Genomic DNA, 14,170 nt, shown 5'->3' with positions numbered 1-14,170 from the left:
CGCCCGGGTCAGGGAAGGAGGAGGGCGGCGAGGGCGCCGAGGACGAGGAACGGGCCGAAGGGGAGGTGGCTGCGCCAGCCGACGCGGCGGGCGGCCAGCAGCGCGACGCCGACCACCCCGGAGAGCAGCAGGGCGAACACCAGCCCGGCAACCAGCGCGGCCCAGCCGTGCCAGCCCAGCAGCGCGCCGACCCCGAGCGCCAGCTTCGCGTCGCCGAGGCCGAAGCCGCGCCGGCCGAGCAGCAGCGTGGTGGCGGCGAAGAAGAGCGCCAGCGCGACGCCCGCAGCGGTGGCGCGCAGCCAGGGCGCCGGGCCCGCCCCGGCGAGGGCGGCCAGCCCCAGCAGCAGCCAGGTCCCGCCCGCGGCGGGCCAGGTGAGCCGGTCCGGCAGCCGGTGCACCACCGCGTCGACGAAGACCAGCGGGATCGCCCAGCCCAGCCACCAGGCCGTGGCGACCAGCACGGCCACGGGCGGCCCGACCAGCAGCAGCACCCCGACGGCCGCCGCGACGGCGAGTTCCACCGTGCCCGGCGGCGGGCCGACGCGCGCCCCGCACCGCCCGCACCGCGCCGTCGGGCCCAACGCCGGCCAGGGCCGGGCCAGCCCGATCGGGGCGCCGCACGCGTCGCACCCGGTCCGGGTCGCCACCCCCGGCGGTACGGCGTGCCGGAGCACGGCGAGCCGGAGCGCCGGGGCGAGCGCGAGGACGGCCAGCAGTCGCGCGCCGCGCGTGGCGGCCCTCGGTGCGGTCGGCTCCGCCACCGCCGGCGACCCGGTCAGCGCCACGGTCGCTCCCGGAGCCCGGCACCGGAGGCAACCACACAGAGTAGTTGCGCTAGCGTCTGTCGGTAACGAGCGGAACGGCCCGCACCCCTCCCGCACGAGGCGTGGAATTGCGCGCGGGAATGGCGCTTCCGCGTGGGCGGGAATCCCATGTCGACGGAATGCCGATGCGCCGACCCGGGGGACGGATCGGACCAGCCGGCACGTCCGGGACACGCACCGACCGCCGCGTCGATGCCACACCCACCGGTCGCGCCTCCCACGCCGCCGCCCCGCCGGGCCTCGCCGCCTCTCCCGCCCCCACCAGCCGAAACCACCCGCCGCCCACCACCCGTCATCACTCACAGTGTTTGAATGAATTGCCTCTGTTGCATCGCCGAACGTCAGCCTATGCTCGCCCCTTGGGTGTGGTGCAACCCACAACCACACGACAGGACGACGCGAGACATCGCATTCGCAGAGATCCACAACGGTAAATGCAGCGGCAGTTTCGACGGGTCCGGACAATCCCATCCGGCCGCGCCGCCGCATGCCCGGAGACCGGCACGCCGGCCCCGGGTGGCCACCGAGGAGGCACGACGTGCGCGGACGGCGGTTCAGCCGATGGGCAACCTGCCTGCTCGCCATCGCGGCGCTCGGCGCGGCCCCGGCCTGTGGCGCCGAGCCCGGAACCACCCCCCGGGCGGCGACCGCCGGGAACGCGCCCGCCCCCACCCGACAGGCCGCCGACGAACAGGCGGCGAGGAAGGCGGCGCTCGCCGCGTACGCCGGGTATCTCGCCGCCTCCCGCACGGCGAGCGGGCGCGGCGACCCCCACCATCCGGAGCTGTCCCGGTTCCTCGCCGACCCGCTGCTGACCCGGGTCCAGCTGGCCATCCACGAGGCGAGGGAGCACGGCGCGATGCGTACCGGCACGTTCGTCTCCGACCCCACGGTGACCTCGGTGAGCCTGGATTCGAGCCCGCCCACGGTCGAGATCCAGGACTGCCTGGACGCCACCCGCTACCGGCTCGTCTACACCAGGGACAAGCGGGTCGTGCCCGGCACCGGCGGAACGCGGCACCTGGCCACCGCCACCGCCACCCGCTACCCGGACGGCCGCTGGCTGATCAGCGCCGGCGCCGCCCACGAGGACCTGCCGTGCTGACGGCGGCGGCCCGCCGGTCGCTCGCCGGCGCCGGCCTGGCCCTGCTGCTGGCGCTCGGGGCGGCCGTGCCCGCGATCGCCGCGGGGCGCGCGGATCCCGGCGCGGAGTGCCCGCCGGGGCAGAGCGACTGCAGCGTCTGGGACGACGATCCCGGCACCCCGGGCGATCCCGGCGGCGGGGACGACGGCGGGGGCGGCGACCCCGGCGGTGGGGGCGGCGGCGGCAAGTGCCAGTGGAACGGCCGCACCGTCGACTGCTACAACGACTTCCTCGGCTGGTTCAACAACGGCGACGGCTGCTACTACAAGATCGCCACGCCGCAGCAGGAGGCCCCCGAGGGCAAGCAGTGGTACGTGCGCACCTGCAACGGCGGCGACCTCGGCACCCAGACCACGGTCCTGCTCGACGCCCCGCCGCCCGGCTTCGGCGCGCCGCCCGATCCGGAGGAACTCGCCCGGCGGGCACTGGCGAAGATCACCATCGCGACGCCCCGGATCGCGGTCGCCCCCCGCCGCAGCAAGGGCCCCGGCCTGGTCGGGCTGCCGGTCTGGATGTGGGGCAGCAACGGCGACGACCCCAGGTACTTCGGGCCGACCCAGCAGGCGTCGGAGACCGACCGGGGCCTGACCGTACGGATCACGGCGACGTTCGACCGGATCGTCTGGGACATGGGCAACGGCCAGCAGGTTTCCTGCTCCGACGCGGGGACCGCGTACCGGGCCGACGGCCCGCACGCCGGCCGCCGCTCCCCCGACTGCGGCTACCACAGCGGCTACCCGAAGGCCGGCGACTACCGGGTGCGGGCCACGACGCACTGGACGGTGACCTGGGCGGGCGGCGGCCAGAGCGGCGTCATCCCGGTCAACCGGCCCACGGGAACGATCCCGGTCCGAATCAACGAACTACAGGTGGTGGCCCAGTGAGCGCGAGGAGTGAGCCGATCTTGCGAGCCCCGCAGTCGCGAACGGAGACGACCCAGTGAGTGTGGCGACCAGGAACGGGACCGGGCCGGTGGACGCGCCGGTCGCCCCGCCCAGGGTGGTCCGGCAGCGCCGGATGCGGCCCGGGCTGCTCGGCCTGGCCGTGCTGCTGATCGCCCTCGGCGGCCTGGGGGCGGCGTTCGCGGTCACCTCGGTACGCGCCACCGGCAGCTACCTCGCGGTGGCCCGCCCGGTCGAGGTCGGTCGGCAGGTCAGCGCCGACGACCTGGTCCCGGTGCAGGTAGCCGGCGGTCAGGGGCTCTCCCCCGTGCCCGCCGGCCGGCTCGACGAGGTGGTCGGCAAGCGGGCCGCCGTGTCGCTGACCCCCGGCACGCTGCTGACGATGGCCCAGCTCACCGACGACCCGCTGCTCGGGCCCGGCCAGCAGCAGCTCGCGCTGGGCCTGGGCCCCGCCGAGGTGCCCGCCCGAAAGCTCCACCCCGGCGACAAGCTCCTGCTGGTGAGCACGCCGGACGGTGACGACGACCGCCCGGCTGCCGCCGCCACCCGGTTCGAGGCGACGGTCATCGACACCGTCGCCTCCGACGACGACGAGGTGGTGGTCTACCTGGCGCTCGCCGTCCGGGACGTGCCGGCCGTCGTCGCGTTGTCCAGCCAGGAGCGGATCGCCCTCGTACTGACCGAGGCGGCCTGACGATGGCGATCGTCGCGCTGGTGTCGGCGAAGGGCTCCCCGGGCGTCACCACCGCCGCCCTGGCCTGCGCCCTGACCTGGCACCGGCGGCTGGTGCTCGCCGAGTGCGACCCGGCCGGCGGGTCGATCCTCGCCGGCTACCTGGGCGGCGCGCTCGACGGACCCCGGGGCATCGGCGAGCTGGCGGTCGGCGAGTTGCGCGACGGCAACCTGGAGTCGGCGTTCTGGTCGCAGTTGGTCGACCTGGACGCGCCGAAGCGGGAGCGGCTGCTGCTGCCCGGCGTCGTCGACCCCGCCCAGGCCGGCAGCGTCACCCCGCTCTGGCAGCGGTTCGCCGACTTCTTCGGCAGCCTGGAGGGCGGCGACCCACCGTACGACGTGGTGGTGGACTGCGGGCGGCTGCACGTCGTCGGTCCACCGTGGCCGATCCTGCGCGCCGCCTCGGTGGTGCTGCTGGTCAGCGGCGCCCGGCTCCCCGACCTCTCCGGCACCCGGGCCATGGCCAAGGCGATCGAGCGGGACTTCGCCGAGCACCGGGTGCCGCCGGGCACCCTGCGGCTGCTGCTGGTCGGCGACGGCCACGGCAGCGGCGAGGTCAGCAAGGCGCTGCGGCTGCCGGTCATCGCCCGGATGCCGCACGACCCGCGTACGGCCGAGGTGCTCGGCCTCGGCGGCACCGTGCGGGCCGGTCGGCCCCTGATGCGCGCGGCCGGGGCCCTGGAGGTGCCGGTCGGGGCGCTGCTCGAACGCCGGCGCGCCCGGCTGGCCTGGCCCGTGGCGCAGGGGGTGCCGGATGCGGTTTGAACCGGTCTCCGGCGACCCGCGCCGCCAGCTGCCCGGAGCCACCTCCACCGCGCCGCCACTCGCCCCGCCCAACGGGCGGCACCAACCCGTCCCGCTGCCGGTGCCGGTCACCGCGCCGCGGCCGGAGCCGCCGCCGCGCCCCCGGGTCGACTTCCAGGTGGTCCGCGAGCTGCGTCGGGAGCTCAGCGAGCGGCTCGCCCTGTGGCAGCGCGGCCGGGAGTTCACCGTCGACGAGGAGGACACCGAGCGCGCCCGGCTCGCGGTGGCGGTGGTGGCCGAGTACGCCGACGCGGTGCGCCGGGCCGGCACCCCGATGGCGGCCGGCGAGGAGCGGATCCTGCTCGACCAGGTGACCGCCGAGCTGGCCGGACTCGGCCGCCTCCAGACGCTGCTGGTCGACGACACCATCGAGGAGGTGCACATCCTCGGCTGCGACCAGGTGCGCGTCACTCGGCACGGCGGCGGGGTCGACTGGGTGGAGCCGATCGCCGACAGCGACGACGAGCTGGTGGAGATCCTCCAGGCGGCGGCCCGCCGGGCCGGGGCCACCGAGCGCTCGCTGTCGACGTCGAAGCCCACCCTGGACCTGCAACTGCCCGACGGCAGTCGGCTCGCCGCGGTGTTCCTGGTCAGCCACCGCCCGTACGCGGTGATCCGCAAGCACAACACGCTGGACGTGAGCCTCGACGACCTCGCCGGGGGACGGGGCGACCTGGACGAGATGATCGACCCGCTGGTGCGCGACTTCCTCCGCGCGTCCATGCGCGCCGGGCTGAACATCATGGTGGCCGGCCTCGCGGGCGCCGGGAAGACCACCGTCATCCGGGCGCTGATGGACGAGATCCCGGCCGACGAGCCGTACGTGCTGCTGGAGGAGAGCCGCGAGCTGCTGCCGGCCCGCCGCCGGCTCAAGCACCGGGCGGTGATGAGCTTCGAGGCCCGGGAGGGGCACGGCGAACGCGGGGCGGACGGCCGCCCGGCCGGCGAGGTGAGCATCGCCGACCTGATCCCGGTCTCCCTGCGGATGGGCGTGCTGCGGATCATCGTCGGCGAGGTCCGGTCCCGGGAGATCGTCCCGATGCTCCAGGCCATGACGACCAGTCGCGGCTCGATGTGCACCATCCACGCGCGTACGCCCGCCGGGGTGAGCGAGCGGATCATCGAGCTGGCGCTCGCGCACGGCCGGGAGATGACCGTCGACCAGGCCCGCCGCATGGCCGGCAACGCGCTGGACCTGATCGTCTACGTCACCGTCGAGGACGAGACCGCGATCGGCGGGCGCAAGCACCGGTTCGTCTCGCACGTCGAGGAGGTCATCGGGGTAGGCGACGGCAACCGGATCACCACCACCCAGGTGTTCGGGCCCGGGCCGGACGGGCGGGCCGTACCCCTGCACCTGCCCGAGCGGGTGCGCGCCCAGCTCCTCCGGGTCGGCTACGACGCCCGGCTGCTCAGCCGGTGGATCGAGGCCGGCACGGGCGCGTGGCGGCGGCCCCGGCACACCCGGCTCGGACGGCGGTGACGCCGGTGCTGGACAACGTCGAACTCGTCGCGGTGGCCTCCGGGGCCGCCTGTGTCGCGGGGCTGCTGCTGGCGGTCGTCGCGCTGGTCGGCACCCGCCGGCCACCCGGCGGGCCCGGCGCGGGCCGGGGCCTGGACCGCCTGTGGAAGGGCTCGGGCGCCACCGCGCGCGAGCAGCGGGCGCACCAGGCCCTGCTGGTGGGCGCCCTGGTCGCGGGTGCGTTGGCCTTCCTGGTCACCGGCCTGCCGGTGGTCGGCCTGCTGGTCGCCGTGGCCGTTCCGGGCGCCCCGTGGCTCTTCTCCGTCGGCAGGGCCGAGCAGCGGGCCATCGCCCGCATCGAGGCGGTCGGCGAGTGGACCCGCCGGCTCCGCGACGTCTCCGCCACCGGCCAGGGGCTCCAGCAGACGATCATCGGCACCGTCGCCACCGCGCCCGAGGAGATCCAGGAGGAGGTACGGCTGCTCGCCGCCCGCCTCCAGGCCGGCTGGCTGGCCCGCTCCGCGCTGCTCGCCTTCGCCGACGAGATCGGCGACCCGGTCTGCGACCAGGTGGTGGCCGCGCTGATCCTGCACGTGACCGACCGGGGCGAGCGCCTCGGCGACGTGCTCGGCTCGATCGCCGGGGCGGCGGCGGCCGAGGTGGCCACCCGCCGGGAGATCGAGGCGAAGCGCACCCAGCCGCGCTTCGCGGTCCGCTTCCTCACCGGGATGACCCTGGCCACCGTCGCGTACGGGCTGCTCAACACCGAGTACATCAGCCCGTACGGCACGCCCTTCGGGCAGCTCGTGATGGCGGCGCTCGGCGCGGCCTTCGTCGGCCTGCTGGCCTGGGTGCGGTCGATGAGCCAGCCCCGCCGGCCGGCGCGCTTCCTGCCCGCCCCCGACCCGGAGGAGGTGCTCGCGTGAGCGCGAGGAGTGAGCTTGCGAGCCCCGCAGTCGCGAACGAAAGGCAAGCCCCGTGAGCGCGAGGAGTGAGCTTGCGAGCCCCGCAGTCGCGAACAAAAGGCAAGCCGCATGAGTGCGATGGCCCTCAACTGGCAGCTCGCGGTCGCCGTCTCCGGCGGGGCGGCGGTCGGGCTCGGCGCCTTCCTGGTGGTCCGCGAGCTGGTGCCGGCCACCCCCGCGCTCGGGCCCGCGCTGCGCCGGCTGCACCAGCCGCCGGGCGGCGGGCAGCTCGCCGCGCCCGCGGACCGGCGGCTGGAGTGGCTCACCGGCCTGTCCCGCTGGCTGCGGCCACCGCACCGGCAGCTCGCCCTGATCGACCGGACCCCCGAGCAGTACGCCCTGTCGATGCTGCTCTCCGCGCTGATCGGGCTCGCCGCACCGACGCTGCTCGGCGCCACTCTGTTCGCCGTCGGCATCCGGCTGCCGGTGGTCGTACCCGTGCTCGGCAGCCTCGGGCTGGCGCTGCTCTGCGCCCTGATCGCGCACCGGTCGGTGCTGGACCGGGCGGACCGGGCGCGCGACGAGTTCCGCCAGGCGGTCTGCACCTACCTCGACCTGGTCGCCTTGCAGCTCTCCGCCGCGCACGGACCGGTGCAGTCGCTGGAGCGGGCGGCGGCCGTCTGCGACGGCTGGGTCTTCGACCGCATCTCGGAGGCCCTGCGGATCGCCCAGATGCAGATGCACTCGCCCTGGGACGAGCTGCGCGACCTCGCCGAGCGCATCGGCATCGCGGAACTGGGCGACGTCGGGGCGATCATGCGCTCCTCCGGCAGCGAGGGCGCGCAGGTGCACGAGACCCTGCGCAGCCGCGCCGACTCGCTGCGCGACCAGATCCGCACCGACAACCTGGCCCGGGCCGAGGGAGTGACCAGCCGGCTCGACATCCCCGGGGCGCTGCTCGTCTTCGTGCTGCTCGGCTTCGCCGTCTACCCGTTCATCGCCCGCCTCTGATCCACCCCGAGAGAAGGAGCACGTCATGTCCGTCATCAACCGCCTGCACGTCGCGCTGACGACACGCCTGGCCGAACTGCGCGAGGACGGCGAGCGGGGCGACAGCCCCGTACCCACCGCCGTGATCATCTTCGGCCTGGTCGCCGTGGCGATGGCGGTCACCGCCGCCGCCCTCGGCGCCGCGAACGACTGGATGGACAACATCCCCACCCACCAGGACCCGAAGTAACGCCGGGCCGTGCGCCGAGCAGACTCCGTACCGGGGCGCCGGGCGGTCGCCGCCACCCGGCGTCCCGGGGCGGCCGCCGCCCGGCACCCCGGTCCGACCGCCGCCGGGCGGCTCCGCTCCGCCGTCGCCCGGCGGCTCGCGGTCGGCGGGGTCGACCGGGGGGCCAATCCGGTCGAGCTGGCGGTGGTGATGCCGCTGATCCTGCTGCTGCTCTTCGCCTCGATCCAGGCCGCGGCCTGGTTCGTCGCCCGCTCCACCGCGCTCAACGCCGCGCAGAGCGCGGTCAACGCGCAGCGGCTGCACCAGGCGCCGGCCGGGGCCGGCGAGGCCCGGGCCACCCGGTTCCTGCGGGCCGCCGGCGGCTGGCTCGTCGGCTGGGACGATCCCGCCCCGAGCTGCCAGACCACGGCGACCGAGGTGACCTGCACGGTGCGCGGGCGGTCCCTGTCGGTCGTCCCCGGGGTCAGCTTCCCGGTGCGCCAGACCGCCCACGGAACCGTCGAACGGTGGACCACGCCGTGAGCCGTACCGCCGAGCGGGGCTCGGTCTCGATCGAGGTGGCGGTGCTCGCCCCGGCCTTCATCGCGCTGATCGTGCTGGCGGGCGTCGCCGGACGTACCGCCGTGGCGGCCGAGGCGATCGACGCCGCCGCCCACGACGCCGCCCGCGCCGCCTCGATCTCCCGGGACGCCCGCACCGCCCGCGCCGAGGCCCGGGACGCGGCCCGCCGGCAGCTCGACTGGCGCGGCCTGAACTGCGCCGGCACTCCCGAGGTGACGTTCAGCGGCGCGGTGGGCGGCGCCCCCACCAGCTTCGACGCGGCGTTCCGCAGCCCGGCCGGGCGGGAGGCCTCGGTCACCGTCCGGATCGCGTGCACGGTCTCCTACGAGGACCTGCGCCTGTCCGTCCTGCCGGCGATGCCCGCCGGCAAGCGCGTGTCGGCGAGCTTCACGTCGCCGCTGGACCGCTACCGGAGCCGGGGATGACCGCCGTCGCCGGCCGGCGCGACCAGGGCCGGGTGAGCATCTTCCTCGCGGTGGCGATGACCGGCGTCCTCGCCGTCATCGGCATGGCCTTCGACGGCGCGGGCCAACTGCGCACGCTGCAGCGGGCCGACAACCTCGCGGCCGAGGCCGCCCGCGCCGGCGGCCAGGCCATCGACCGGGCCACCGCCATCGCGGGCGGGCCGCCCCGAATCGACCGCCCTCAGGCCCGCCAGGCCGTCGCGGACTACCTCGCCGCCGCCGGTGCCGCCGGCCACACCGTCAGCTTCCCGGTCGTCGACGGGGAGACCCGGGTCCGCGTACGCGTCACCGTCACGCACCACAGATCCATGCTCGGCCTGTTCGGCTTCGACGAGACCGTCACCGTCTCCGGCGAGGCGACCGCGCGGCCGCTCACCGGGGCACCGTAGGAAGGGAAGGCAGCCATGGCCGCATCGGGGCGTTCCGCCGTACGACGGACCGGACGCATCCTGACCGGGTTCGGCGCGCTGGTCGTGCTCTGCGCGGTGCTGGCCGGCGCGCCAGTGGCGCTGCTCGCCCTGGCCGGCAACCCGTTGCCCGACCACCTGCCCACCGTCGCGGAGATCGGCTCGACGCTGACCAGCCGCGACGACGGGCGGCTCTTCCTGCGGGCCCTGGCGCTGGCCGGCTGGTTCGGCTGGGCCACGTTCGCCTTCTCCGTGCTGGTCGAGCTCTGCGCCCAGGCGCTGCGCCGGCCCGCGCCCCGGCTGCCGGGGATGAGTCGCCAGCAGCGGGCCGCCGCCGCGCTGGTCGGTTCGGTCGCGCTGATCCTCGCGGCCAGCCCGGCGGCGAGCGCGGCGACGGCGGTCGCCGGCCCGTACGCCCTGCCGGCGGCACCGGCCGCGTCCGCGCAGACGACCGGTACGGAGGCCGCCCGGTCCGCCCCGGTCGCGTACACCTGGTCCGCCTCGGCCGCTCAGGCCGCGCGACCACTCTCGGCCGCCCCGTCCGCCCCGACGGCTGTTCCGGTAGCCCGGCCCGCCTCGACCGCCTCCGCCGCTCCGGCCGCTCCGGACGAGGGCGGCGCGGTCTACCGGGTGGCCAGGGGCGACCACCTGGGCGCCGTCGCGCAGCGCTACCTGGACGAGTTCGCCGACTACCGGGAGCTGGCCGAGCTGAACCGGCTCGGCGACCCCGACCGGATCCACCCGGGTCAGCTGCTGAGGCTTCCCGGGGACGCCGAGGACCGGGGTGCCCGCCGGCACGCCACCGGCCGCCTCGTCGCCCGCCCGACCCCGCCCGCGCCCGCCCGACCGGCCCCGCAGCCGGCGCCCGGCCAGGCCGCTCCCGGGCGGGCGACGCCGCCCCCGCCGGCGGCGGAGGCCCCGGTGCCGCCACCGGCGGAGACGGACGCCGGTCAGGCCCCGACGGTGACGGTGGGAGCCGCCCGGGCCGGCGAGCCCGATCGGGTGAACCGACCCCTAGCGGTCTCCGCCGTCCTGGCGGTGGCGAGCATCGTCGGCGCGCAGATCGGCGCGGTCCTGGGCCTACGCCGCCGCCCGGGCCACGTGCCGGCCGGCGGGGCCCGGACCACGGCCGCCGCCCGCCGGGGCACCGCAACGCGCGGTGGCACCACCACGAGCGGGCGCGGCGCGGGTTACCGGGACACCGGCACCACCCCACGCGGCAGCGCGACCGCGGCCGACCGTGGCAATCAGGACACCGGCACCCACGACACCGCACGCCCGATCGGTCGGGGCTCTGGGCACCCCACCGGCCACGGTCGCGCGGGCACGACCGTCCCCGGCACCGCCACGGCACCCGGCGCTGGCACCCACGAGCGCGGACTGACCGGCCACGACCGGGCCCACCCGGGCTCGCCCCGCGACACCCCGATCGGCCGCCACCGCCGCCCCTGACCCCACCACCGCCCCGCACCCCACCGACACCGACACCGCCTCGGTGATCAAGAGGTTTAGTCATTCCAGGGAGATCGAACTCGACCCAAACCTCTTGATCGACAGCGGAGTGCCGGAAGGCACGGCGGCCGGCAGGCACGGCAGTCGGAAAGCCGGAAAGCCGGAAGGCACGGCGGCCGGCAGGCACGGCAGTCGGAAAGCCGGAAAGCCGGAAGGCACGGCGGCCGGCAGGCACGGAGGCCGGAAGGCACGAGGGCCGGCAGGGCGGGTGGCGTGCGGTCAGGGGAGGCGGGTCTCCAGGACGCCGTTGACGACGCGGGTCGGCAGGACCTGCTGGTCGTTGCCGGACGGGCCGTGCACGACCTCGCCGCCGTTGAGGCGGAACGCGCTGCCGTGCCACGGACAGACCACGCAGTCGTGCCCGTCGATCTTCTGCACCTCGCCCTCGCCCAGCGGACCGCTCTGGTGCGGGCAGCGTTCCAGCATCACGGTGACCTCGTCGCCGTGCCGGTAGAGGATCACCGAGACGTCGTCGACCTCCCGGGTGATCAGCTGGCGCTCCGGCAGGGCGGACATGTCCGCGATGGAGTGCCAGCCGTCGCTCATCCGGTGCAGCTCGGAGATGCTCTGGTTCACCTGCGCGCCCTGCTTGTACGCCAGGTGCCCGCCGAGGTACGCGCCCATGCTGGCGGCGCTGAGCCCGAGGAAACCGAGCGTACGGCCGAGGTTGTGCCGGCCGGTCATCCGGGCGGCCACCGAGCCGGCGTAGAACGCCAGGCCGACGCTGTTGGACGCGGCGTGCACCAGGCCGATCCGGCGCTGGTCGCGAGCCAGTGCCGCCCAGTCGTTGAGGCCGGCGACCGCGGCCGGGAGGGCGCTGACGGTGCCCACCGCGCACAGCGTGGTGGCGGCCCGGCGCTGCCCCGGCATCAGGTCCAGCACGGCGGTACTGATCCACGCGCCGACCGGCACCTGCACCATCGCCGGGTGCAGCGGGTGGCCCAGCCAGACGCCGTGCAGCAGGTCGCGGACCCGCTGTGGTCGGAGGGTGGCCTGGACGGCGCGCTGCAACCGGTCGCCGACCCGGTCCAGGCCGGATGCCTGCTCGATCTTCGTCAAGAGTGCTCGCACCCGTACCGACTTCCCGGCAGGAGCCGTCGCAAACCGGTCGGCCGTGACGGATCCGCAGCGGTACGTGACGAGGCCCCCGCCGACCCGTAACGGGACGCCCCGGGCACCGCCCCGCCGCGCTCGCGGACCCGCCACACCGACGCCGGCCGACCGGTCAGCCTCCGGCGCCCTCCGGCCGGTCAGCCCTGCGACGCAGGCGGGCTGCCCGGTCAGCCCTGCGATCCCGGCCGACCGGTCAGCCCTCCGGCGCCGTCCAGCGGTCGTGGTGGATCGCCTCGACCAGTGGGCGCTTCTGCCGCCAGCCGTGCCGGGCCAGGTCGGGTACGGACTCGAAGTGGGTGACCGGCCCGAGGCAGAGCCACGCCACCGGCCGGATCCCGTCGGGGATGTCGAGCAGGTCGGCGAGCCACGGCTCCCGGTAGAACGACACCCAGCCCACCCCGAGCCCTTCGGCGGTGGCGGCGAGCCAGAGGTTCTGGATGGCGAGGCAGGTCGAGTAGAGCCCGGTGTCGGCGATGGCGTGCCGGCCGAGCACGGCGGGGCCGCCCCGGGCCTGGTCGTGGGTGACCACCACCGACAGGGTCGACTCCAGGACGCCGTCGATCTTGATGCGGGCGAACCGTTCGGCCGCCTCCCCGTCGAGCGTCGCGGCGAAGGCGTCCCGCTCGGTGTGGACGTGCTCGTGGAAACGGCGGCGCAGCTCCGGGTCGCGCACCAGGACGAAGTCCCAGGGCTGCGAGTAGCCGACGCTCGGCGCGGCGTGCGCCGCCGCCAGCACCCGGTGCAGCGTCTCCTCGGGCACCGGCGCCCCGGTGAACTGGGCGCGTACGTCCCGGCGGCGGTAGATGACGTCGTACAGATCCAAGGCAGGCTCCCGCTGCGCTCGGCCCGCGCCACGTCGGACGCGGGCACCGGACGCGAGGCCGGTCTTCGGACTCCCGGATCGACGCCTGGCCGTCCGCCTTCCCGGCCCGGGCGGGCCAGTGGCTGCGCGTACGCGTGGACGGTGGCTCCCCGGTCACCGCGGCGGGCCCGTGCCGGATTCGCACCGGCTTCCCGATTCTCCCCGCTCGCGCGGGGCACCTCACATGATCGTGCCGTCGGGGATGCTAGCGCCGCCCGGCCCGCCCCGGTCCGGCGGGCGTGGAAATCCGGTCGCGGGCCGCCCCGTCCCCGGCCACTGTGGTCCGGGTGTACGCACTCTCCTCCCGCCCGCTGCCAGCCGCCCGGCCGGCGACCAGACTGACCGTCGCGCTGGGGCAGCCCCGGGCCGTGCCGCCCCCGCTGCTGATGCTGCTCGGCATGCTCTCCACCCAGGTCGGGGCGGCCGTCGCCAAGCAGCTCTTCGGCAGCACCAGCGCCGGCGGCACGACCACGCTGCGGCTCGGCTTCGCCGCCCTCATCCTGCTGGTCCTGGTCCGGCCGGGGCTGCGCCTGGGCTGGCGCACCGCCGGCCTGGTCGGGGCGTTCGGGCTGGCCCTGGCGGTGATGAACCTCGCCTTCTACGCGGCCCTGGAACGGGTGCCGCTGGGCGTCGCGGTCACCATCGGCTTCGCCGGGCCGCTGCTGGTGTCGCTCGCCGGCAGCCGCCGGCTCGTCGACGTGGCGTGGGCGGCGCTGGCCGGCGGCGGGGTGCTGCTGATCAGCGGGCTCGGCGGGACCGGGGTGGACCGGGTGGGGCTGCTGTGCTGCGTGGCCGTCGCGGTCGGCTGGGCGGGCTACGTGCTGCTCGGCAAGGCGGTCAGCGCCAGGGTGTCGGGCAGCCGGGGCCTCGCGCTGGGGATGGCCGTCGCCGCGCTGGCCGTGCTGCCGTTCGGGATGGCCGGCAGCGGCACGGCGCTGCTCGACCCGTGGACCCTCGCGCTGGGCGCGGCGGTGGCGCTGCTGTCGTCGGTGCTGCCGTACTCGGCGGAGATGGCGGCGCTGCGGCGGATGCCGGCCCGGGTCTTCGCGATCCTGCTCAGCCTGGAACCGGCGATCGGGGCGCTGGTCGGGCTGGTCCTGCTCGGCGAGCTGCTGGCCTGGCCGCAGGCGGCCGGCGTGGCCTGCGTGGTCGGCGCCGCGCTGGGCGCCACCCTGGTCCGCCCGGGCCGCCCCGACCCGCGCTGACACCCCTGGCGCCGCCGGCACCGCCGAAGGCAT

At 76.1% G+C, this 14,170-nt stretch carries 15 protein-coding genes, 1 pseudogene and 1 riboswitch; of the genes and pseudogenes, 13 read left to right on the top strand and 3 right to left on the bottom strand.

Going from position 1 to position 14,170, the window contains the following annotated elements:
* Positions 1-8 precede the first annotated feature (8 nt).
* Entirely contained in the window at positions 9-761 is a 753-nt protein-coding gene (locus AB0G08_RS15565; RefSeq protein ID WP_358087834.1) for an A24 family peptidase, read from the bottom strand.
* Positions 762-1,362: 601 nt separating this feature from the next.
* On the opposite strand from AB0G08_RS15565, the gene AB0G08_RS15560 reads away from it, so the two are divergent.
* From AB0G08_RS15560 to AB0G08_RS15505, 12 genes and pseudogenes are all read left to right on the top strand, one after another.
* On the top strand, positions 1,363-1,929 hold the full coding sequence (locus AB0G08_RS15560) for a hypothetical protein (protein ID WP_358087658.1): 567 nt from the start codon (positions 1,363-1,365) through the stop codon (positions 1,927-1,929).
* A complete protein-coding gene (locus AB0G08_RS15555) occupies positions 1,923-2,852 on the top strand; it encodes a hypothetical protein (protein WP_358087655.1) in 930 nt (309 codons plus the stop codon). The genes AB0G08_RS15560 and AB0G08_RS15555 overlap by 7 nt, the downstream gene beginning before the upstream one ends.
* Before the next feature lie 55 nt (positions 2,853-2,907).
* Entirely contained in the window at positions 2,908-3,564 is a 657-nt protein-coding gene (locus AB0G08_RS15550) for an SAF domain-containing protein (protein ID WP_358087652.1), read from the top strand.
* Between the two features lie 2 nt (positions 3,565-3,566).
* A complete protein-coding gene (locus tag AB0G08_RS15545) occupies positions 3,567-4,367 on the top strand; it encodes a ParA family protein (protein ID WP_358087649.1) in 801 nt (266 codons plus the stop codon).
* Complete coding sequence (locus AB0G08_RS15540) at positions 4,357-5,889, top strand: ATPase, T2SS/T4P/T4SS family (RefSeq protein ID WP_358087647.1); 1,533 nt, start codon at positions 4,357-4,359, stop codon at positions 5,887-5,889. Before AB0G08_RS15545 ends, AB0G08_RS15540 begins: the two co-directional genes overlap by 11 nt.
* Positions 5,850-6,794 carry a type II secretion system F family protein gene (locus AB0G08_RS15535; RefSeq protein ID WP_358087644.1) on the top strand — a complete coding sequence of 315 codons (945 nt, stop codon included), beginning with the start codon at positions 5,850-5,852 and terminating at the stop codon, positions 6,792-6,794. Before AB0G08_RS15540 ends, AB0G08_RS15535 begins: the two co-directional genes overlap by 40 nt.
* Before the next feature lie 117 nt (positions 6,795-6,911).
* Complete coding sequence (locus AB0G08_RS15530; protein WP_358087831.1) at positions 6,912-7,784, top strand: type II secretion system F family protein; 873 nt, start codon at positions 6,912-6,914, stop codon at positions 7,782-7,784.
* Between the two features lie 25 nt (positions 7,785-7,809).
* Positions 7,810-8,013, top strand: coding sequence for a hypothetical protein (locus AB0G08_RS15525; protein WP_358087641.1), 204 nt, complete (start codon positions 7,810-7,812; stop codon positions 8,011-8,013).
* Positions 8,014-8,022: 9 nt separating this feature from the next.
* Positions 8,023-8,535: a TadE family protein gene (locus tag AB0G08_RS15520; protein ID WP_358087638.1), complete on the top strand. Its 513-nt coding sequence runs from the start codon at positions 8,023-8,025 to the stop codon at positions 8,533-8,535.
* Entirely contained in the window at positions 8,520-8,999 is a 480-nt protein-coding gene (locus AB0G08_RS15515) for a TadE/TadG family type IV pilus assembly protein (protein ID WP_358087635.1), read from the top strand. The genes AB0G08_RS15520 and AB0G08_RS15515 overlap by 16 nt, the downstream gene beginning before the upstream one ends.
* The gene (locus AB0G08_RS15510) at positions 8,996-9,427 is read left to right on the top strand and encodes a hypothetical protein (protein WP_358087633.1); all 432 of its coding nucleotides are present in this window, start codon (positions 8,996-8,998) and stop codon (positions 9,425-9,427) included. Before AB0G08_RS15515 ends, AB0G08_RS15510 begins: the two co-directional genes overlap by 4 nt.
* Positions 9,428-9,442: 15 nt before the next feature.
* Positions 9,443-10,558: pseudogene (locus AB0G08_RS15505) on the top strand (LysM peptidoglycan-binding domain-containing protein); the annotation flags it as partial.
* A 618-nt stretch (positions 10,559-11,176) separates the two neighbouring features.
* Here AB0G08_RS15505 and AB0G08_RS15500 read toward each other — a convergent pair.
* Complete coding sequence (locus AB0G08_RS15500; protein WP_358087631.1) at positions 11,177-12,028, bottom strand: Rieske 2Fe-2S domain-containing protein; 852 nt, start codon at positions 12,026-12,028, stop codon at positions 11,177-11,179.
* Positions 12,029-12,263: 235 nt separating this feature from the next.
* Positions 12,264-12,893, bottom strand: a complete 630-nt coding sequence (bluB, locus tag AB0G08_RS15495) for a 5,6-dimethylbenzimidazole synthase (protein WP_358087629.1) — start codon at positions 12,891-12,893, stop codon at positions 12,264-12,266.
* Positions 12,894-12,931: 38 nt separating this feature from the next.
* Positions 12,932-13,130, bottom strand: a riboswitch (cobalamin riboswitch).
* Positions 13,131-13,219: 89 nt separating this feature from the next.
* Between bluB and AB0G08_RS15490 the strand changes: the two genes are divergently transcribed.
* Positions 13,220-14,137 carry an EamA family transporter gene (locus tag AB0G08_RS15490; protein WP_358087626.1) on the top strand — a complete coding sequence of 306 codons (918 nt, stop codon included), beginning with the start codon at positions 13,220-13,222 and terminating at the stop codon, positions 14,135-14,137.
* Positions 14,138-14,170: the final 33 nt, after the last annotated feature.

It is taken from the genome of Micromonospora sp. NPDC023644 (genome assembly GCF_040640115.1).
GTDB lineage: Bacteria > Actinomycetota > Actinomycetes > Mycobacteriales > Micromonosporaceae > Micromonospora.
Note: the sequence above shows the minus strand (reverse complement) of the source record. Positions and strands in the feature narration are given on the sequence as shown.

Excerpts from the sequence above, each read along its gene's own strand:
- AB0G08_RS15545 (WP_358087649.1), top strand. The coding sequence starts at position 3,567 with ATGGCGATCGTCGCGCTGGTGTCGGCGAAGGGCTCCCCGGGCGTCACC.
- AB0G08_RS15540 (WP_358087647.1), top strand. The coding sequence starts at position 4,357 with ATGCGGTTTGAACCGGTCTCCGGCGACCCGCGCCGCCAGCTGCCCGGA.
- AB0G08_RS15530 (WP_358087831.1), top strand. The coding sequence starts at position 6,912 with ATGGCCCTCAACTGGCAGCTCGCGGTCGCCGTCTCCGGCGGGGCGGCG.
- AB0G08_RS15525 (WP_358087641.1), top strand. The coding sequence starts at position 7,810 with ATGTCCGTCATCAACCGCCTGCACGTCGCGCTGACGACACGCCTGGCC.
- AB0G08_RS15510 (WP_358087633.1), top strand. The coding sequence starts at position 8,996 with ATGACCGCCGTCGCCGGCCGGCGCGACCAGGGCCGGGTGAGCATCTTC.